We start from the raw sequence: 17,986 nt of genomic DNA, 5'->3' as shown, positions 1-17,986 counted from the left end.
GGAGAGGAGGTCGCCAGCGTTGATGCCAGCCTCTTCTCCCCAGCGGGGAGAAGGTGAACGCGAAGCGGCCGGATGAGGGGGCCTTCGCAACCTCAGTAAGGCCAGTCGCCTTTGCCGAGCGCGGCGATGGCCGCAATGATGCGCCCGAAGGCTTCGCCGGCTCGCGGTACGGTCTTGCGGGCGCGTAGAAAGCTATGCACGAGGCGCGGCTCCTCATGCCACCAGGCGCGACCGCCGGCGGCCAGGATGCGGTCGCGATAGGCCTCGCCTTCCGAGGACAGCGGGTCGCATTGCGCGGTGACGATGACCGTCGGCGGCAGCCCGGAGAAGTCGGTGTCGCTGAGCGGCGAAAAGGTCGGGTCGTCCTGCGACTGTCCCTTCGCCGACCGGATCTGGCGATAGAACTCGATGTCGCGCAACGTCAGCAGCGGCGCTTCGGCGTGCTCGACACAGGAGCCGGCGCTCTCTTTGCCAACTGGTTCCGGGCCGCCGAGCTCGGGATAGATCAGCACCTGGCCGATCGCATGGCGAGGATGGCGGCGTGTCGCCTGTGCCACCGCAGCGGCCAGATTGCCGCCGGCGCTTTCGCCGCAGAGCACTATCGGCAGGCCGGCCGTCGCCGTCGCCCATTCGAATACGGCCAGCGCATCGTCGAAAGCGGCCGGATGCAGATGCTCGGGCGCCAGCCGGTAATCGGCGGACAGCACGGCAAAGCCGGTGCCGGCGCATATCTCGGCGCAGATGTCGTCATGGCTGTCGAGCCCGCCAAGGACGAAGCCGCCGCCGTGATAATAGACAACCATCGCTTGCGGCGCCGTGCCCGCCATCTGGAAACGCCGGACCGGGATCGCACGGTCGCCGGCAGGAACCGCGCTGTCGCTGGCCTTGACGCCGGGTGGATAGGGCTCGCGAAACGCCCGGCACATGGCATCATAGACCGCCCGCTGCCTGTCGATCGGCATGTAGACGATTTCGGGCGGATACCACTCGTTGACCCGATCGATATAGGCCCACAGCTCCGGATCGAGCAGCGTTTGGTATTTTCCGCGCCCTCTCGTTCCGGGTCGCTCGGCCTCGGTGATCATCGCTGCGCGATCCCGCTCAGAGCTCGGCGTAGAGCCGGGCAGCATTTTCATAGCTGAAGCGCAGCGGCACCGAGCCCTCGACCTGCCAGGCTTCGACCGTCTCGCCTGCCAGCAGCCGGCAGGCGCCGTCGGTGGTGGTGACGGCACCGCCATAGAGCCGGTTGGCAAGGTTGAGGATGGCCGTCTGGTGCATCGCCGTGCTGCCGCTGCCGCAGGCATCCTTGACCAGCAGCACTCGAAACCCGAGCGCCACCGCATCCTTGACGGTGGCATCGATGCAGGCCTCGGTCCAGACGCCGGCAACGACCAGCCACTCGATGCCGTCGGCCTTCAGCCGCTCGGCGGCAGGCCCCGCGCGGAAGGCGCTGGCATCGGTCTTGACCAGCATCATCTCACCTGTCGCCGGGCCCACTTCCGCGCAGATCGCAGTCAGCGGATCGTCCTTGTCGGAAAACGCGGACTTGCCGCTGGCCTCGACCGGGTGGAACGGCAGCGCCGTGGCGAGATCGACGATATAGGCCCAGTGGTAAAGGGGCACATTGTTGGCCCGCGCCGCCTCCTGCAGCCGCTGGACGTTGGCGAGGATGTCGCCATAGCCTTCGACCAGATAGCGCTTGTCCCGCCGATGCTCCTCCTGGAGATCGATGAACACCGCCGCCACCTTGCCGCGCTTGATCGAGATCGGGCTCTTCATGCAAAACTGCCTGTCAACACTCAAACAAGCCTGTCAAGGAAATCATCCTCATAGGGGAAGCGCGACAGGAGCTCGGTGCCGGTCTCGGTGATCAGGATCTCGTCTTCCAGCTTGACGCCCTCGCGGCCGCCGTTCTCGCCGATATAGCTTTCGACGCTGACCACCATGCCGGGCACGATGACACCGTCGCGGCCATAGGTCTCGTAGTCCATGGCATGCGCGATGAACGGCGTTTCGCCATGCATGCCGACGCCGTGCATGACCGAGGTATAACGCTGGTCGACGAAGCGGTCCGGTATCTTCCAGGCCCTTTCGGCAATCTCGCGAAACGCCATGCCCGGCTTGACGACCCCGATATTGTGCTGAACCTGGTCGTGCGCCATGCGGTAGAGCGACTTCTGATAATCCGTCGGCTTGCCCGGTCCGCAACGGAAGGTGCGCGAAAAGTCCGAATAATAGCCGTAGCAGCCGATCGTATCGGTATCGAGCGCCAAGAGTTCGCCCGGCCTGATCTTGCGGCCGCTCGCCTCGTTGAACCACGGATTGGTGCGCTGGCCCGAGGTCAGCAGCCGGGTCTCGATGAACTCGCCGCCTTGCCGGATCACCTCACCATACATGATGGCGAACAGCTCGTTTTCGGAAACGCCAGGCTTGATCGCCTCGCGCACCGCATAGACCGCAGCCTCGGCACCAGCCATCGACACCTGCAGGCATTTTACTTCCTCGGGCGTCTTGACCGCGCGCACCGCCAAAATCTCGCCCTGGCAATCCCGCACCTCGCAGCCGCGCTTTTCCAGCGCCAGTGCCTGCAGATGGCTGCAGCGGTCAAGGCCGAGCTTCATCGAGCCGCCGCCATGCGCCTTGAGCAATTCGGCGATCTCATCGGCGAACGGGCCGGCGGTCTCGTCGTCGCGGCCTGACACCGATGACCAGACCAGCTTGGACGGACGCGCCTCGTCGATCGTGTCGAGCACCATCGAGACATGGTAGCTCTGCGGATATTCGAACAACACGATCGGCCCTTCGGTGGGGATGAAGAAGTAGCGCGTCGAGTTGCGCAGGAAATAGCCGAACATGTTGCGCGAGCCGGTGGCGTAGCGCTGGTTATAGGGGTCGAACAAAACGACGCCGCCATAGCCGGCCTCGCGCATCCAGGCGCGCAGCCTGGCCAGCCGGCCCTTGCGCAGCGCGTCGGCGTCGATGAAGGACGGCTCGGTGTCCGACAGCCACATGCCGCCGGCCGGATCCGCCGCCGCCGGATGGCGCATGCGGTCCTTGAAGTCGACATCCTCGGTGCTGTCGGGGTCAAAAACGACGATGCTCATGGGTGCCTCCTGAAGCGGGGAAGATGAGCCATACGTCGTTCAGAGGCTGTGCGCGATACCGCAGATGTTGTGCGAAATACCGCTTGAAGTCGTTCCGTAGCGTTCTACGGCGCCCCCCTCTGTCCTGCCGGACATCTCCCCCTCAAGGGGGGAGATCGGCTCGTCATCGCCGCTTTCGTGAATTTCCACCGTCGCAGGAGGAGCGGAGCATCGAAGCTGCCAATCTCCCCCTCGAGGGGGAGATGCCCGGTAGGGCAGAGGGGGGCGCTGTCCCGCCAACATCCGAAATACCTAATGCCTCCGCATCACCTTCGGCGCATGCCCATGCTCCTCCCGGAACGCCCGCGCAAAGCTCGACATCGAGGCGAAACCGCAGGCCAGCGCGACGTCGCGCACCATCAGCGTCGAATGCGCCAAGAGGTCGGCGGCACGCTTCAGCCGCAGGCGGCGGTAATAGCCGTTGGGCGAGATACTGAGTTCGGAGCGGAAATTGCGTTCGAGCTTATCGGAAGAGACACCAAGTCGCCCCGCCAGTTCCGCCATGCCGAGCCCCTCCTCCACCGCATCCTCCATGATGGCGATGGCCGACAGCACCAGTTCGTTCTGCACGCCGGTCCGCAGCCTGAGCGGCATCAGCTTGCGGTCGACGCTGGAGCGCAGCGGACTGTGCACGAACCATTCGGCGACGCCGGCCGCGAGCTCGGCGCCATAGTCGTTGGTGATGATCTCCAGCATCATCTCGAGGCTGCCGACGCCACCGGCCGAAGTGAAGCGCTTGCGGTCGATGACATAGAGATCGCGCCTCAGCTCGATATCCGGAAACGCTTCGGTGAAGGCAGCCTGGCTGGTCCAGTGCAAGGTGCAGGCATGGCCGTCGAGCAGGCCGGCCCGAGCCAGGAAGAAGGCGGCATCCGCCACCGCACCGATATGGGCGCCGTCGCGCAGGCTCCTGCGGATCCAGCTCACCGCATCGTGCGCGACGAGATGATCGGCATCGCCGCCTGAGCAGACGACGATGCGATCGACCTTCGGCGCATCATGGGCGGCAAAGCCGGGCTGGATGACGACGCCGTTCGAGGCCGCGACCGGGCCTTCGGCGGCGCCGACGATGATCCAGCGATAGCACTCCCGCTTGGCCAGCACGTTCGCCGCGCGCAGCGGCTCGATCACCGAGCTGAACGCCATCATCGGAAAGCCTGGGAAGACCAGGATGGCGAAGGTGAGCGGGGTGTCGCTTGCCGTCGGTTGGTGGCGTTGTCGGTTGTTCATAGCTTATGGAGCCAGAAGGATCGGGACGCTACAATTCAGGCAGATGCGCCCTGGGTCAACGGAATAGCGTGCAAGCTTGGGGGTGCGACGCAGAACAATTGCCGCTTGTCGGTGATCCCTCACGCCCCCCTCTGTCCTGCCGGACATCTCCCCCACAAGGGGGTCCCGCCGACGTCTCGCTATCCGGCTCAGCTCGCCAGCGCCTGATCCAGATCCGCAATCAGATCATCGCCGTCCTCGATCCCGGCCGACAGCCTTACCAGCGAATCCGAAATCCCGATCTCGGCGCGTTTTTTCGCCGGGATCGAGCCGTGCGTCATCAGCGCCGGGTGCTCGATCAGGCTTTCGACGCCGCCGAGGCTTTCGGCCAGCGTGAACAGTTGCGTATGTTCGAGGAAGCGTTTGGTGCCGGCGAGGTCGCGGTCGAGCTCGACCGTGATCATGCCGCCGAAGGCGTGCATCTGCCGCCTGGCGATGGCGTGCTGCGGGTGGCTGGGCAGGCCGGGATAGATGACACGGCGGATGTCGGGACGGCTTTCCAGCCAGTGCGCGATCTTCTGGCCGTTCGACGAATGACGCTCCATCCTCAGCGCCAGCGTCTTCAGTCCGCGCAGCGCCAGGAAACTGTCGAACGGCCCTGAAATGGCGCCGATGGCGTTCTGCAGGAATTTCAGCCGGTCGGCGAGATCCTTGTTGTCGCCGACCACGGCGACGCCGCCGACCATGTCGGAATGGCCGTTGAGGTATTTCGTCGTCGAATGGACCACGATGTCGATGCCGAGCTCCAGCGGCCGCTGCAGATAGGGGCTGCAGAAAGTGTTGTCGGCGACCGACATCACGCCCTTGCGCCTGGCAAGTGCTGCGACGCCTTCGAGGTCGACGACACGCAGCAGCGGGTTGGTCGGCGTCTCGACCCAGAGCATTTTGGTTTCCGGGCGGATCGCCGCCTCGACCGCGGCAAGGTCGGTGAAGTCGACGAAGTCGACCTGCAAATTGGCCGAGCGCTTGCGCACCCGTTCCAGCAGCCGGAACGTGCCGCCATAGATGTCGTCGGTCGCGACGATATGCGCGCCTGAATCGAGCAATTCGAAAATGGTTGCGATCGCCGCCAGCCCCGAAGCGAAGGCGAAGGCGGCTGTGCCGCTTTCGAGGTCGGCCACCGCGCGCTCGAAGGCGAAGCGGGTCGGGTTCTGGCTGCGGGCATATTCAAAGCCCTTGTGCACGCCCGGGCTCTGCTGACCGTAGGTCGAAGTGGCATAGATCGGTACCATCACCGCGCCCGTCGTCGGGTCGTGGCTCTGGCCGCCATGGATGGTGCGCGTCGAAAAGGCGAGGCGGTTTTTGCCCGATACGGTGGCTTTGACGGTCATCGGGCGCGCCTCAGATGGTTGATCAGGTCGATGCGTGTTATCAGGCCGATGAATTCGTCGCCGTCGAAGACGATGGCGACCTCGTTGCGATCGAAGACCGGCAGCAACGCGTCCAGCGTCTGGCTGGCTTGCAGCGTGTGCAGGGTAGAGGTCATAGCCGTACTGACCGGGGCCCTGAAGCGGTCCCAGCGGCTGTCATAGGGGCCTTCGACCTTGGCGAGGATATCGCTTTCGTCGATGATGCCGACGAGCTTGCCCTCGTCCAGCACCGGCAGCTGCGAGACATCCGATCGGCGCATGCGGCCATAGGCGTTGAGCAGGCTTTCGTCCGGGCCGACGGACACGACATCGCCGGTGCGGAGCGTGCGCATGACCAGGTCGCGCAGATCGCCATGCTGCTCCTGCTCGGCCAGGCCCTGCTCGACCAGCCAGAAATCGTCGAAGACTTTCGACAGGTACTTGTTGCCGCTGTCGCAGACGAAGGTAACGACGCGCTTCGGCACGGTCTGCTCGCGGCAATAGCGAAGCGCTGCCGAAAGCAGCGTACCGGACGACGAGCCGGCGAGAATGCCTTCCTTCGAAAGCAGGTCGCGCACCGCAAGCATGCTCTGCTTGTCGGGGATGGAATAGGCCTTCCTGACCAGCGACAGATCGGCATTGGGCGGCACGAAATCCTCGCCGATGCCTTCGACGGTCCAGCTTCCGGCCTCTACCATCTTGCCGGTCTTGATCAACGGGGCCAGCACCGAGCCGACCGGATCGGCCAAAATCATCTCGGTCTTCGGCGAGACTTTCGCAAAATAGCGGCCAAGTCCGGTCAGCGTGCCGCCGGAGCCGACGCCGACGACCACCGCATCGACATCGCCTCCGAGCTGTTGAAAGATTTCCGGCCCGGTCGTGGTTTCGTGGGCCAGCGGATTGGCCGGGTTGGCAAACTGGTTGGCGTAGAAGGCGCCGGGCAACTCGGCGGCGATCTTTTCGGCCATGTCCTGATAATATTCGGCATGGCCCTTGCCGACATCGGAACGCGTCATGCGCACTTCCGCGCCGAGCGCCCGCAGATGCTGGATTTTTTCGCGCGACATCTTGTCGGGCACGACGAGGATGATGCGGTATCCCTTGGGGATGCCGACCTGGGCGAGACCAAGACCGGTATTGCCGGCGGTCGCCTCCACGATCGTCCCGCCGCGTTTCAGTTTGCCCTGTTTTTCGGCGGCGGCAATCATCGACAGCGCGATGCGGTCCTTGATCGAGCCGCCGGGATTCTGGCTTTCGAGCTTGATGAACAGCCGGCACTTGCCGATGTCGAATTTGGTCAGCTCGACGACCGGCGTCTGCCCGATCAGGTCGAGAACCGAGGCATAGGGCGGGCGCAGGCGGGACGATGCATCGTCCGGTGCCACGATCTTGTGCTTGCTCATGTCAGATGCTCCGTTGCCAGAATGAGCAACCGCCCTGGAAGACGGCAACCTACCGTCTTTTCCAGCCGTTTGCAGTTGGAAAGAAGATAGATCGTGCCAATCCGGCCGCCAGCAGGGGAATGGAATTTCGCGAAAGCTTCGTCGGGCGGGGCCTCTAGGTAGGGCAAAGGATTTGCAGAACCTGCCTGGGACTAAACGCACCATCTCGTTCGTTGCGGCCGCCGATTCCGCCATGCTACCCGGCGCTGGGCGAACAGCAATGCAAGGAACGGCCGATGAAGATTCTTGCCTATGACAATTTCAGGCCCGGCGTCGCGCTCGACGATTTGCGGCCTTATCTGCGCGACGAAGTTTCGAATGTCTGGCGGCTCTGGAAGGCGGGGATCGTGCGCGAGAATTATGCGCGCGCCGATATTGGCGGCGTCATCATCGTCTTCGAGCTCGATAGCGTCGCGGAAGCGCGGCGCTACACCGAGGACTTCCCGCTGTCAAAGGCCGGGCTGCTGGAATGGCACTTCATCGCCTTCGACGCGCCATTGCCGCTTGAATTCCTGTTCGATCCGACGGTCGATATCGCCAAGCCATGGGACCGGACGGCGGCATGATCCGGGCGAGCGACGGGATCGAAATCCCGGCCAGCCTGGCTGAGTGGTGCGATCCGCGCCGCACGGCGCTGGTGGTCTACGACATGCAGGTCGGCATCTGTCGCCAGGTGGCCGGCGCCGCGACCATCGTCGAGTGTACCGGCACGGTGCTGGAAGCGGCGCGCGGGGCCGGAATGCGGGTGGCGTTCACGCGCCATCTGTCGCTGCCGCGCAAATGGATGGGCGCGACGCAGCTGCGCACCGCCATGGCCTGGCAGCGGTGCGACAGCCCCGACACGGTCGAGCCGTGGTTCCCGCGCGACGCCGAAGCGACGCGGATCGTGCCCGAGCTGGAACCCCGCGATGACGAGGCGGTGTTCGACAAGCTCACGATGTCGGCCTTCGATTCCACCGCGCTCGGCTTTGCCTTGCGCGATTGCGGCGTGCGCACGATAGCGCTCGCTGGCATCGCCATGGAGATCGGCATCGAGCCGACCGTTCGCCAGGCGACCGACAATGGCTTTGTCGCCATGGTAATCGAGGACGCCTGTGGCTTCGGCAACCGCGAAGCGCGCGACCGCTCGATGGCGACGCTACGCTTCCTCGGCGAAGCCGTCGTCACCGACGTCGCAAGCTTCTGCAGCGCGCTTGCCGGCGCGGGTTGAGGGCAGTCGGCTTGCCGGCGCGACCCACAGTTTCACGGGAACGCCGAACCGCTCTATGCCTTTGTTTTCAGGCAATTGCAGATGGAAAAACCGCTCCGCGCTTTCCCGGAATTGATCTAGGTGGTGGCTGCGCTATCGGTGCGAAAACGCACGCCCTCAGCGCGGCCATGCACGCTGCCCCAGTCATAGAGTGCCTGGAGCGCAGCGGCGAGATCACCGCCGCGACCGGTCAAGGCGTAGCGCCCCTTGCCGTCGGGCGACGTCTCGAGCGTGACGAAGCCGATCTCGACAAGCTCGGCCAGGCGCTGCGTCAGCATCTTGTCCGAGAGTGAGGGGATCAGCCGGCGCAGGTCGGAATAGCGCATCGGCTGTTCCTTGATGCGCGCCAGGATCACCGTCTTCCATTTGCCGCCGAGCGCGTCGAGCGCGAACTCGACCGGACAGCCGTAGAGTCTTCCGCGTTGGGTCATGCGCCATGGTAGGCAAGGCACGGTGACCACGAAAGCAGAATTTGCCCGGCCATCTGGCCAGGGTCGCGGCTCACGGCCTGGCTGGCTACAAAATCCATGGAGGAGAACGAAGACGTGCGTGCGCGACATCAATCCGGTCGATGCGAGACGGCCGAAACGTGTGGCGTCATCGCCTGGCTGTCTCGACCACCACGGGCTGGCCGGTCGGCTTCTGGTGGAGCGAGCTCCCGCACCCTGGTTCGCCTTCACCGAATGCGGCTCTGCGGTCGAGATCTTTTCACCCGACGACAGCGGTCTTGCATCCGAGATCGCGTCAAGACAGAGGCGCCCTCATCCGAGCAAGCGCTTGCTCAGCCGCGCGCACTGCACGCGAATATCGGGAATGGCGTCGATTTCGAAGAAGGTGCCGCGCGTCAGTGGCCCGACGGCGAGGATCTTGGCGGATACCGTGCCGTCGCCGGCGATGACCTCGCAGTTCGCGGTCACGTCGAGGCCGAGGCGCAGCGGATCCGGCCGTGCCAGCCCACGCTCGACCAGCGACCGCACCACGCTGTTCGAGGTGGTCGAGATGTCCCTGGCGATGCCTGTGCAATCATAGATGCGGGTGACGTCGAACCTTTCGAGTCGCTGCGTGTGGCGGGACTGGACCTGTACGCTGAAGCCGTCGCCGGCGGCGATCTCGACGACGCGCCCGGCGACAAGGCGGATGCGGCCCGCTTGCACCGCCTCGGCAACGCGGGCGTAGACTTCAGGCGCCATGCGGTGGCGGTGGATGTCCCACCAGGCTTTGGTGTGCTCGACGAAGCGGCGCTTGGCCGAGGACGGCCAGTTCTGCCAGATCTTCTGGTTGAAGGGTCTCAGACCGTCGACGACGTCGCGCCAGTCGATGCCGGCCTTCTGGTTTTCCCGGATCAGGTCGCGGAACCAGCCGACGAAATAGGAAAGCTGGGTGCCGAGCGGAATGTCGGCAACGTCGAGCTTGATCGGATTGCCCTTGCGATGCGGCGAAGGCAGCAGGCCGCGCCGCGACACCGCGACGATCGCGCCGCGGTGGCCGCGCTGCTCGAGCGACAGGAAGGCATCGACCATGCTCAAGCCGGTGCCCAGCACCAGGACTCGGGCTTCGGGGTCGAGCGCAGTGTCCGCCTCGGATCCCATCCTGATCGCATGCCCCTGCCCCGCCCCCGGCTCTTCGTCATGCCCGGTGGCGAGCACGGCAAGATGCGCGACCACGCTGGTGCCATTGGCCAGCGCCACTTCGACGCCTGACGCGGTCGGCGAGATCGACAGGCTCTCCTCGCGGATCAGGCGCAGCCGGCCCGTCTGCTGCTCACGCGCCTCGAGCTCGTCGAGGAGCTCCTTGAGATAGCGGGCGTAGACGCTGCGCGGCGCATAGACCGGCGCCTGTTCCGGCGTTGCCAGGCCGCGTTCAAGCAGCCAGCGCGAGAAATTGCCGGGATCGTCGGCATAGGCGCTCATGCCCGACGCGCTGACATTCAGCACATGTGCCGACAGCAGCGTTGAATAGGCCATGCCTTGCCCAAAATGAGGGCGTTTTTCGATCAAGCTGACACGTAGATCGGGATTGGGCGACTTCAGCAGATGCGCGGCAAGCACGACGCCGCTGGCGCCGCCACCGACAATGATGATCGAACTTGGCGTAGCGCGCACGGTCATGCGCACACCAGCTGTCCTGGCGATCGTCGCCGGCTCAGGAGAGATTGGTTCAGGCTTGGATTTTCAACGCCGCCGAAAAATCCTCGTCGCCGGCGATGTCGCGCATTTCGGCGAGGCTGCGCTGGTCCAGCACCTCGGCGATGGCCTGCCGGACCTCCAGCATCAGGTGTCGGACTTGGCATGTCGCCTCGTTGCAGTCTTCGCAGCGCTGATACTGGGTGCGGCTGGCGCAAGGAATGGGGGCAAGCGGTCCGTCGAGCACGCGCACGACGTGGCCGACCTTGATCTCGTCCGCCGGGCGTGCCAGCCGGTAGCCGCCCTCCTTGCCCTTGCGGCTCTGAACGAAACCGGCATTGCGCAATTCGCCAAGGATGGCATCGAGGAACTTCTTCGGAATATTGTTTCCTGTGGCGATGTCGTTGACGAAGGCGAGCTGTCCAACCGGCAGGCGCGCCAGATGGACGAGCGCCTTGAGGCCGTATTTACCTTTTTTCGTGAGCATAACCCGAACGTTTCTCTGTCATGCGATGGCGCAAGGCCACCGGTTGCGAAACGCCTGGCGTGCCTCCCCGCCGCGTCCAAGCTGTCACTACAGATAAATTCTAGTGACATGATATACAAGCCGAGAAACGTTGATTTTGCTTCGTTTTCACGCCGCAATGGCCATTTTGGCCGGGGCTTGTGCTCTTGGAAGCACAGAAGCCGCCGCCAATGGCGCACCGCCAAACTGGCCGGCGGCAGGAATGTCCCCATTGGCGAGAATACCGACAGCAGCTTCTGCCCCTGAATTTGAAGGCCAAAGCATGCCGCGCGCGGCAACAAGGAGGGTGGCGTCGCTCATCGTCCTCTCCAATCCTTCAATGTCGATAAGGATACTAGACTTAACCGCGAACACAGGGAACTTGTTTCCAATTTCTTGGCTATTCACAGCACGGGTTTGCCGATGCAGGGGCGAAAACGGGAAATCCTTGTTGCGCGCATGGACGACGTGGAAGCGGTTCCCGGGCAAGGATGATGGTTCTCACCCGGGCCGTCACCCAGAAGCGCGCGAACTGCCATAGCCAGATGACTTTTTCTAACAAGACCGAACCGATTGGAAGGATTTAACTCTACCAGGACGATAGAGTTAGGTGACTATGAAACGCAATCCGGGTTTTTCTCGTTTTTCAAGGAGCCTTTCATGTCCACCATTTCGCGACGTATCGTTCTCTTGTCCTCGGCGGCCTTGGCTGGTGCGGCCTTTCTCGGCCCAGCCGATGCGCAGGACCTCAAGATCACTATCGGCTACCAGACGGTCGTCGAACCCTCGAAGGTGCCGCAGGCCGACGGCGCCTATGAGAGCGCGACCAAGGCGACAATCGACTGGCGGAAATTCGATTCCGGCGCCGACGTGATCGCGGCGATCGCTTCCGGTTCGGTCGACATCGGTTATGTCGGCTCGAGCCCGCTGGCGGCGGCGGCGAGCCACGAGCTTCCCATCCAGACAATCTTCATTGTCGGGCTGATCGGCGAATCCGAAGCCCTTGTCGCCCGCAACGGCGCCGGCATCGAGAAGGCCGCCGACCTTGCCGGCAAGAAGGTGGCGGTGCCCTTCGTTTCGACGACGCATTACAGCCTGCTTGCCGCGCTGAAGCATGAGGGTGTCGACCCGAAGTCGGTCGATATTCTCAATCTGCGGCCGCCGGAGATCGCGGCGGCATGGGCGCGCGGCGACATCGACGCCGCCTATGTCTGGGATCCGGCACTCGGCCAGATCAAGACTTCGGGCAAGGTCGTGCTGGATTCCTCGCAGGTCGCCGCCTGGGGCGCGCCGACCTTCGACGCCTGGATCGTGCGCACCGACTTCGCCGAAAGGAACCCGGAAGCGGTGCGCGACTTCGTCAAAGTGACGGGCGCGGCCTATGCCGAGTTCCTGGCCAAGCCGGACGTCTGGTCGGTGACGTCGCCGCAAGCGGCGAAGATCGCCACGATCACCGGGGCCAAGCTGGAGGACGTGCCGCAACTATTGAGGGGCTATGTCTTCCCGACGCTCGAGGAGCAAGCCTCGGACAAGTTCCTCGGTGGCGGCACGGTCAAGGCGGTCGAGGCGACATCGGCCTTCCTCAAGGAGCAGGGCAAGATTGACGCCGTGCTGCCGGATTATTCGAAATACGTGTCGTCGAAATATGTCAGCGAAGCGCTTGCCTCGAACTGACGCCAACGCGCGCGGTTCTCCTTCCCTGACGCCGCGTGCTCCCTGCCCCGAACCGCTTGCGAGGAGCGGCTTCGGGGCAGACAGATTCGGAATATCGGCGAGGTTCCCATGACGCATCTCGTGCTCGACAAGGTCTCGGTCCACTATGACGGTCAGCCGGCGCCGGCGGTCGAAAATGTGTCGATTGAGATCGCCAAGGATGACTTCGTTGTCCTGGTCGGCCGCTCAGGCTGCGGCAAGACCTCGTTGCTCAACGTCGCTGCGGGCCTGGTCGAGCCTGTGCGCGGACGCGCCACGATTGGCGGCAGGCCGATCACGGCGCCAGGTTCTGACCGCGCCGTCGTGTTCCAGAACGACGCGCTGTTTCCGTGGCTGACCGCGCGGGAAAATGTCGCCTTTGCGCTCAGGCTGCGCGGTGTCAGGGCCGCCGAACGGGCGCGGACTGCCGACGACCTTCTGGCGCTGGTGAAACTCGACGGCGCCGGCGACAAGCGCATCTGGGAGCTTTCCGGCGGCATGCGCCAGCGCGTCGGCCTGGCCCGGGCGCTGGCGGCCGAACCGCAATTCCTGCTGCTCGACGAGCCGCTGGGCGCACTCGATGCGCTGACCCGGGAACGCATGCAGACGACGCTGCTCGATCTGTGGACGGCAAGCCAGGTCGGCGTGCTGATGGTCACGCACGGCATCGACGAAGCGCTGGTTCTTGCCACCCGTATCATTGTGCTCGCTCCCGGCCCTGGCCGGGTGGTGTGGAGCTTCGAGACCGGCTTCAGCCGGCGCTATGCAGCCGGCGAGGCCATTCGCAGCATCAAGGCCGATCCCGCGTTTGTGGCGGCGCGCAGCGAACTGACCGACGCGATCTTCGAAGGAGAGGCGGCGTGACCATTTCCTCCTACACCGAGCGGCCGCAGCGCTCCAATATCGACGACGGAGCCGACGCACTGTCGGTGCCATGGTCGCGGCCGCCGCCGAGACGCAGCCGCGTTTCGGCCCGCATGGTCAGCGCAATCACCATTCTGGTGGTGCTGGCGGCGTGGACGGTATCGGCCCGCCTGCAATTGGTGTCGCCGGTTTTCCTGCCGTCGCCCGTGGCAGTCTGGAACAAATTTGTCCTCGTCGCCCGTGACGGCTTTGTCGACGCGACGCTCGCCCAGCATATTGCCGCCAGCCTGTGGCGGGTGTTTGCAGCGCTGATCGCGGCCGTTTTCGTCGGCGTTCCCATCGGGCTGGCGATCGGCGTCAGCACGATCGGGCGCGGCATCTTCGATCCGCTGCTCGAATTCCTGCGGCCGATCCCGCCGCTCGCCTATCTGCCGCTGATCATTATCTGGTTCGGCATTGGCGAGCCGTCCAAGATCCTGGTGATTGCCATTGCCATGCTGGCGCCAGTTGCGCTGTCGACGGCATCGGGTGTTCGCGGCGTATCGAAGGACCGCATCAATGCAGCGCGCTCACTTGGCGCCACGCGGCGCCAAGTGATCAGGCAGGTGATCCTACCCAGCGCGCTGCCCTCGATCCTGACCGGTCTGCGCATCGCGCTTGGCGCCGGCTGGTCGACGCTTGTCGCCGCCGAGCTGGTGGCCGCGACGCGTGGGCTTGGCTTCATGATCCAGTCCGCTGCCCAGTTCCTCGTCACCGACGTGGCGGTGATGGGCATCCTGGTGATCGCGGCCATTGCCTTCGTGCTCGAATTCATCATCCGCAGGATCGAGCGGGTGCTCGTCCCGTGGGCGGGGCGGGAGTAACCGGACCGGAGACGTGACGATGCCCCATTCCACCGCTGTACTGTTTGCGCATTTCGGCCATTGGCTCCGCCTGATCAAGGCCGGAGACAAACAGCCGCCTGACGGCGAACGCAAAACGCCGACGCCGGTGCATCTGGACGCGGAGCGCAACCGCCTGCCACCGCGCGACGAAAGTTTCTACTGGGGCTGGCAATACTGGTCGCGGTGAGCGGCCGCCACGGGTCCGCTGTGTGCTGCTCCGGCGAATGCCTGAGGATCGACCCCTGCTCAAACGCGCGAGCGGTTCGCCCAGGCCAGCCCCGCCAAGCCAACCAGCGCGGTGACGATGCCGGCATACAGCCATTGCGACTGGCCGGTCATGAAGCTGCCCTGGACCCAACCGATGCCTTGCAATGACCACAGCACGCCGATGGCGAGCACAATCAAGGCCAGCAGATTTTTGATCAATCTCATCGTTGCAAACTCCTTTTCAAAGTCGATCGCCAGCCGTGCCCTCGTACCGGTGGAAGAGCGAAAAGAAGCGGTTCGGTCACGCCAACTTCTACTTAGATGCTAACCTCTGATCCTGCGCAAGACATGCGGAGATCGGTGCAAAGATCATCAAGGAAGCTGTGCCGCTCTGCGGCAAATCTCTGACAAATTGTTTCGCGCCGACTCCAAACGTGTAACATTGCCATGGAACCGACAGATCATTGCCGCATTTGCTGCCTCATTCGCCCCTAACCGCCGCGGGTCTGTCAACGGAGCCAGTCCCCAACACATGAACAAAAGCAACCGGACCGCGCTCGTCGCGGCCATGATCGCGGCTGGCCTGATGGTCGGCGCATCCACTGCCAGCGCCGCCGCGCAGTGCGGCCGTGCCTCCTGGTACTCACTGCATTCCAGAACCGCTTCCGGTGAACGCATGAACCCGTCGGCGCTGACCGCAGCGCATCGCAGCCTGCCGTTCGGCACCAAGCTGAAGGTGACCAACCGCAACAATGGCCGCAGCGTCGTCGTGCGTATCAACGACCGCGGCCCGTTTATCAGGGGCCGGATGCTCGATCTGTCGAAGGGCGCCGCCAGCCAGCTTGGCTTCATCAGCTCGGGCCACACCGCTGTCTGCATGGCACGGGTCTAACGGCCGCCACGGCCGGACACCGCCTCCGACGCTCGTCCCCAATAGCCGTGCTGCTTGCCAGGCCTTCGCAGGTGCACACTGAGCCGGCTGTTGCCGTTCCAGGCGGATTCTCAACGCCTTGGACGAAAGAACGAGGATAAATCACGCAAGTTGACGTATTGCATCGCAGCAGATTGTTGCTAACTTCCCCGCAAGGCATTCAAGGCTCGGCGCTGCTCGTCGGCCCTTCGATCGCAGTCGGCAGCGGGGTTCTCGATGTTCTACCAGCTCTACGAACTGAACCACGCCGCCTTGCAGCCGGCGCGCCTCTATGCCGATGCGGTGCGCCTGTTCTACTCCAATCCGCTCAATCCGGTCTCACACACGTCCTGGGGCCGCTCGGTTGCGGCAACGGCCGAACTGTTCGAGCGCACGACGCGCCGCTACGGCAAGCCGCAATTCGGCCTGACCAAAACCGTGGTCGACTGGAAAACCGTCGAGGTCAGCGAACGCACCGTCTGGTCGCGGCCGTTCTGCAACCTGGTCCGTTTCGAGCGCGCGGTTCCGGCTGGGCGCCGGCCGGATCCGAAGCTGTTGATCGTCGCGCCGATGTCGGGCCACTACGCGACGCTGCTGCGCGGCACGGTGGAGGCGATGCTGCCCTATGCCGACGTGCATATCACCGACTGGGTCGACGCCCGCATGGTGCCGCTGGCCGACGGCAGCTTCGATCTTGACGACTATATCGACTACATCGTCGACATGCTGCATGCGCTGGGCCCCGACACCCATGTGATGGCGGTGTGCCAGCCTTCGGTGCCGGTGCTGGCGGCGGCGGCACTGATGGAAGCCAAGGGCGATCCGTTCGTGCCCTCGACGATGACGCTGATGGGCGGGCCGATCGACACGCGCCGCAATCCGACGGCGGTCAATCTGCTGGCGCAGGAAAAGGGCATCGACTGGTTCCGCGACAACGTCATCATGCGCGCGCCCTGGCCGGTGCCGGGCTTCGGCCGCGAGGTCTATCCTGGCTTCCTGCAGCTTTCGGGGTTCATGAGCATGAACCTCGACCGCCACATCATCGCCCACAAGGACTTCTTCATGCATCTGGTGAAGCATGACGGCGACAATGCCGAGAAGCACCGCGAGTTCTACGACGAATATCTGGCGGTGATGGATCTGACGGCGGAATTCTACCTGCAGACCGTCGACACCGTGTTTGTCCGCCAGGCCTTGCCCAAGGGCAAAATGACGCATCGCGGCGTGGCGGTCGACCCTTCGGCGATCCGCAATGTCGCCCTGTTCACGGTCGAGGGCGAGAACGACGACATCTCCGGACTCGGCCAGACCAAGGCGGCGCACGACCTGTGCATCAACATCCCGGCCGACAGGCACGCCCATTACATGCAGCCGGCGGTCGGCCATTATGGTGTGTTCAACGGCTCGCGCTTCCGCTCCGAAATCGTGCCGCGCATCGTTGATTTCATTACCAGCTATGGCCGTCAGAACCGCGTTGCGGTGAAGCCGAAACTGGTCCGGACCGGCAAGAAATAGGCGACCAGCGATGATGCCGCGCCCGCGACCTCGCATCAGGTCGGCCAACGCTAAAATTACCGGTTGGAACCGGTGTAGTCCATCCGAGCTGTTGCACAATAGTCGCGTTGGCGCCACGCGGGTAACCATGCCGCAAAATCAATCCATCCTCATAATTGACACGGACTGTAAATACCCCTTAACGTTTCGTTAATAACAAGGGACAAGCGGGGACAATGATTTCCTCACCAATGGCGAGAACGCTGCGCCTGTGCGCGCTGGCCGGACTTACTGTGGCGGCAGGTTGGGCCGGTTCGGCCTCGGCAGCCAGCCCGATGATAACAGGTGGCCCGACCTCGCAGCCGATCGGCCATTATGATTTCTGCAAGAGCTACGCGTCCGAATGCACGATCCGCCCGAAGGATCTGTCGCCCGCCAGCCTGACCGGCTCGCTGTGGCGCAAGCTGCTCAGCGTCACGGCAAGGGTTAACGCCGCCGTCAAGCCGGAGAGCGACTTCGACATCTACGGCAAGGACGAGGTCTGGGCCTATCCCGACAAGGGCGTCGGCGATTGCGAGGACTATGTCCTGGAAAAGCGCCGTGAGCTGAACCGGCTGGGCGTCTCGTTTTCCGATCTGCTTATGACCGTCGTGCGCAAGCCGGATGGCGAAGGCCACGCCGTGCTGACGGTGCGCACCGACAAGGGCGACTACATCCTTGACAATCTGACCGACCAGGTCCGTTCCTGGGACCAGACCGGCTATCGTTTCCTCAAGCGGCAGGCGATTGACAATACCGGCCGCTGGGTCTCGATCCGCGGCGGCCAGCAGGTTCTGGTCGGCTCGGTCCAGTAAC

At 64.0% G+C, this 17,986-nt stretch carries 20 protein-coding genes; 9 read left to right on the top strand and 11 right to left on the bottom strand.

Annotated elements, in window-relative coordinates:
* Window positions 1–92: 92 nt before the first annotated feature.
* The 6 genes from NKI25_RS19085 to NKI25_RS19060 form a co-directional block, all read right to left on the bottom strand.
* On the bottom strand, window positions 93–1,085 hold the full coding sequence (locus tag NKI25_RS19085) for an alpha/beta hydrolase (protein ID WP_352591871.1): 993 nt from the start codon (window positions 1,083–1,085) through the stop codon (window positions 93–95).
* A gap of 16 nt (window positions 1,086–1,101) precedes the next feature.
* On the bottom strand, window positions 1,102–1,779 hold the full coding sequence (locus tag NKI25_RS19080) for an isochorismatase family protein (protein ID WP_352591874.1): 678 nt from the start codon (window positions 1,777–1,779) through the stop codon (window positions 1,102–1,104).
* Window positions 1,780–1,799: 20 nt separating this feature from the next.
* Window positions 1,800–3,104, bottom strand: coding sequence for a M24 family metallopeptidase (locus NKI25_RS19075; protein WP_352591876.1), 1,305 nt, complete (start codon window positions 3,102–3,104; stop codon window positions 1,800–1,802).
* A gap of 291 nt (window positions 3,105–3,395) precedes the next feature.
* Entirely contained in the window at window positions 3,396–4,373 is a 978-nt protein-coding gene (locus tag NKI25_RS19070; RefSeq protein ID WP_352999061.1) for a GlxA family transcriptional regulator, read from the bottom strand.
* A gap of 188 nt (window positions 4,374–4,561) precedes the next feature.
* A complete protein-coding gene (locus NKI25_RS19065; protein WP_352591882.1) occupies window positions 4,562–5,743 on the bottom strand; it encodes a cystathionine gamma-synthase in 1,182 nt (393 codons plus the stop codon).
* A complete protein-coding gene (locus NKI25_RS19060; RefSeq protein ID WP_352999059.1) occupies window positions 5,740–7,164 on the bottom strand; it encodes a pyridoxal-phosphate dependent enzyme in 1,425 nt (474 codons plus the stop codon). The genes NKI25_RS19065 and NKI25_RS19060 overlap by 4 nt, the downstream gene beginning before the upstream one ends.
* Window positions 7,165–7,439: 275 nt before the next feature.
* Between NKI25_RS19060 and NKI25_RS19055 the strand changes: the two genes are divergently transcribed.
* Together NKI25_RS19055 and NKI25_RS19050 are read left to right on the top strand one after the other, a co-directional pair.
* Window positions 7,440–7,769, top strand: coding sequence for a hypothetical protein (locus NKI25_RS19055; RefSeq protein WP_352999057.1), 330 nt, complete (start codon window positions 7,440–7,442; stop codon window positions 7,767–7,769).
* Window positions 7,766–8,413, top strand: coding sequence for a cysteine hydrolase family protein (locus NKI25_RS19050; RefSeq protein ID WP_352999055.1), 648 nt, complete (start codon window positions 7,766–7,768; stop codon window positions 8,411–8,413). Before NKI25_RS19055 ends, NKI25_RS19050 begins: the two co-directional genes overlap by 4 nt.
* Window positions 8,414–8,529: 116 nt before the next feature.
* On the opposite strand, the gene NKI25_RS19045 is transcribed toward NKI25_RS19050, so the two are convergent.
* The 4 genes from NKI25_RS19045 to NKI25_RS19030 all read right to left on the bottom strand — a co-directional run bounded on the left by NKI25_RS19045 (window position 8,530) and on the right by NKI25_RS19030 (window position 11,401).
* Window positions 8,530–8,883, bottom strand: a complete 354-nt coding sequence (locus NKI25_RS19045) for a winged helix-turn-helix transcriptional regulator (RefSeq protein ID WP_352570132.1) — start codon at window positions 8,881–8,883, stop codon at window positions 8,530–8,532.
* A gap of 330 nt (window positions 8,884–9,213) precedes the next feature.
* A complete protein-coding gene (locus NKI25_RS19040; RefSeq protein WP_352999053.1) occupies window positions 9,214–10,560 on the bottom strand; it encodes an FAD/NAD(P)-binding protein in 1,347 nt (448 codons plus the stop codon).
* 49 nt (window positions 10,561–10,609) lie between these two features.
* Window positions 10,610–11,062, bottom strand: a complete 453-nt coding sequence (locus tag NKI25_RS19035; RefSeq protein WP_023675902.1) for an RrF2 family transcriptional regulator — start codon at window positions 11,060–11,062, stop codon at window positions 10,610–10,612.
* 147 nt (window positions 11,063–11,209) lie between these two features.
* Complete coding sequence (locus NKI25_RS19030) at window positions 11,210–11,401, bottom strand: hypothetical protein (protein WP_156937312.1); 192 nt, start codon at window positions 11,399–11,401, stop codon at window positions 11,210–11,212.
* A gap of 339 nt (window positions 11,402–11,740) precedes the next feature.
* Here NKI25_RS19030 and tauA point away from each other — a divergent pair, with 339 nt between their 5' ends.
* The 4 genes from tauA (at window position 11,741) to NKI25_RS19010 (ending at window position 14,707) form a co-directional block, all read left to right on the top strand.
* Entirely contained in the window at window positions 11,741–12,754 is a 1,014-nt protein-coding gene (gene tauA / locus NKI25_RS19025) for a taurine ABC transporter substrate-binding protein (RefSeq protein WP_023675904.1), read from the top strand.
* 108 nt (window positions 12,755–12,862) lie between these two features.
* A complete protein-coding gene (locus tag NKI25_RS19020; protein WP_352591888.1) occupies window positions 12,863–13,636 on the top strand; it encodes a taurine ABC transporter ATP-binding protein in 774 nt (257 codons plus the stop codon).
* The gene (locus NKI25_RS19015) at window positions 13,633–14,499 is read left to right on the top strand and encodes an ABC transporter permease subunit (protein WP_352999050.1); all 867 of its coding nucleotides are present in this window, start codon (window positions 13,633–13,635) and stop codon (window positions 14,497–14,499) included. The genes NKI25_RS19020 and NKI25_RS19015 overlap by 4 nt, the downstream gene beginning before the upstream one ends.
* Before the next feature lie 19 nt (window positions 14,500–14,518).
* On the top strand, window positions 14,519–14,707 hold the full coding sequence (locus tag NKI25_RS19010; RefSeq protein ID WP_023675907.1) for a hypothetical protein: 189 nt from the start codon (window positions 14,519–14,521) through the stop codon (window positions 14,705–14,707).
* Between the two features lie 59 nt (window positions 14,708–14,766).
* On the opposite strand, the gene NKI25_RS19005 is transcribed toward NKI25_RS19010, so the two are convergent.
* Window positions 14,767–14,952 (bottom strand): hypothetical protein, encoded by a 186-nt coding sequence (locus NKI25_RS19005; protein WP_023675908.1) that lies wholly within the window; start codon window positions 14,950–14,952, stop codon window positions 14,767–14,769.
* A 307-nt stretch (window positions 14,953–15,259) separates the two neighbouring features.
* Between NKI25_RS19005 and NKI25_RS19000 the strand changes: the two genes are divergently transcribed.
* The 3 genes from NKI25_RS19000 (at window position 15,260) to NKI25_RS18990 (ending at window position 17,985) form a co-directional block, all read left to right on the top strand.
* Window positions 15,260–15,619, top strand: a complete 360-nt coding sequence (locus tag NKI25_RS19000) for a septal ring lytic transglycosylase RlpA family protein (protein ID WP_023675909.1) — start codon at window positions 15,260–15,262, stop codon at window positions 15,617–15,619.
* A 255-nt stretch (window positions 15,620–15,874) separates the two neighbouring features.
* Window positions 15,875–17,152, top strand: a complete 1,278-nt coding sequence (locus NKI25_RS18995; RefSeq protein WP_023675910.1) for a polyhydroxyalkanoate depolymerase — start codon at window positions 15,875–15,877, stop codon at window positions 17,150–17,152.
* A 215-nt stretch (window positions 17,153–17,367) separates the two neighbouring features.
* Window positions 17,368–17,985 (top strand): transglutaminase-like cysteine peptidase, encoded by a 618-nt coding sequence (locus NKI25_RS18990; RefSeq protein ID WP_023675911.1) that lies wholly within the window; start codon window positions 17,368–17,370, stop codon window positions 17,983–17,985.
* Window position 17,986: the final 1 nt, after the last annotated feature.

The sequence above is a fragment of the Mesorhizobium sp. M0808 genome (genome assembly GCF_040320025.1).
GTDB lineage: Bacteria > Pseudomonadota > Alphaproteobacteria > Rhizobiales > Rhizobiaceae > Mesorhizobium.
Note: the sequence above shows the minus strand (reverse complement) of the source record. Positions and strands in the feature narration are given on the sequence as shown.

Excerpts from the sequence above, each read along its gene's own strand:
- NKI25_RS19045 (WP_352570132.1), bottom strand. The coding sequence starts at position 8,883 with ATGACCCAACGCGGAAGACTCTACGGCTGTCCGGTCGAGTTCGCGCTC.
- NKI25_RS19010 (WP_023675907.1), top strand. The coding sequence starts at position 14,519 with ATGCCCCATTCCACCGCTGTACTGTTTGCGCATTTCGGCCATTGGCTC.
- NKI25_RS19070 (WP_352999061.1), bottom strand. The coding sequence starts at position 4,373 with ATGAACAACCGACAACGCCACCAACCGACGGCAAGCGACACCCCGCTC.
- tauA (WP_023675904.1), top strand. The coding sequence starts at position 11,741 with ATGTCCACCATTTCGCGACGTATCGTTCTCTTGTCCTCGGCGGCCTTG.
- NKI25_RS19075 (WP_352591876.1), bottom strand. The coding sequence starts at position 3,104 with ATGAGCATCGTCGTTTTTGACCCCGACAGCACCGAGGATGTCGACTTC.
- NKI25_RS19040 (WP_352999053.1), bottom strand. The coding sequence starts at position 10,560 with ATGACCGTGCGCGCTACGCCAAGTTCGATCATCATTGTCGGTGGCGGC.
- NKI25_RS19055 (WP_352999057.1), top strand. The coding sequence starts at position 7,440 with ATGAAGATTCTTGCCTATGACAATTTCAGGCCCGGCGTCGCGCTCGAC.
- NKI25_RS19065 (WP_352591882.1), bottom strand. The coding sequence starts at position 5,743 with ATGACCGTCAAAGCCACCGTATCGGGCAAAAACCGCCTCGCCTTTTCG.
- NKI25_RS19080 (WP_352591874.1), bottom strand. The coding sequence starts at position 1,779 with ATGAAGAGCCCGATCTCGATCAAGCGCGGCAAGGTGGCGGCGGTGTTC.
- NKI25_RS19020 (WP_352591888.1), top strand. The coding sequence starts at position 12,863 with ATGACGCATCTCGTGCTCGACAAGGTCTCGGTCCACTATGACGGTCAG.
- NKI25_RS19030 (WP_156937312.1), bottom strand. The coding sequence starts at position 11,401 with ATGAGCGACGCCACCCTCCTTGTTGCCGCGCGCGGCATGCTTTGGCCT.
- NKI25_RS18990 (WP_023675911.1), top strand. The coding sequence starts at position 17,368 with ATGATTTCCTCACCAATGGCGAGAACGCTGCGCCTGTGCGCGCTGGCC.
- NKI25_RS19050 (WP_352999055.1), top strand. The coding sequence starts at position 7,766 with ATGATCCGGGCGAGCGACGGGATCGAAATCCCGGCCAGCCTGGCTGAG.
- NKI25_RS19035 (WP_023675902.1), bottom strand. The coding sequence starts at position 11,062 with ATGCTCACGAAAAAAGGTAAATACGGCCTCAAGGCGCTCGTCCATCTG.
- NKI25_RS19060 (WP_352999059.1), bottom strand. The coding sequence starts at position 7,164 with ATGAGCAAGCACAAGATCGTGGCACCGGACGATGCATCGTCCCGCCTG.
- NKI25_RS18995 (WP_023675910.1), top strand. The coding sequence starts at position 15,875 with ATGTTCTACCAGCTCTACGAACTGAACCACGCCGCCTTGCAGCCGGCG.
- NKI25_RS19000 (WP_023675909.1), top strand. The coding sequence starts at position 15,260 with ATGAACAAAAGCAACCGGACCGCGCTCGTCGCGGCCATGATCGCGGCT.
- NKI25_RS19085 (WP_352591871.1), bottom strand. The coding sequence starts at position 1,085 with ATGATCACCGAGGCCGAGCGACCCGGAACGAGAGGGCGCGGAAAATAC.
- NKI25_RS19005 (WP_023675908.1), bottom strand. The coding sequence starts at position 14,952 with ATGAGATTGATCAAAAATCTGCTGGCCTTGATTGTGCTCGCCATCGGC.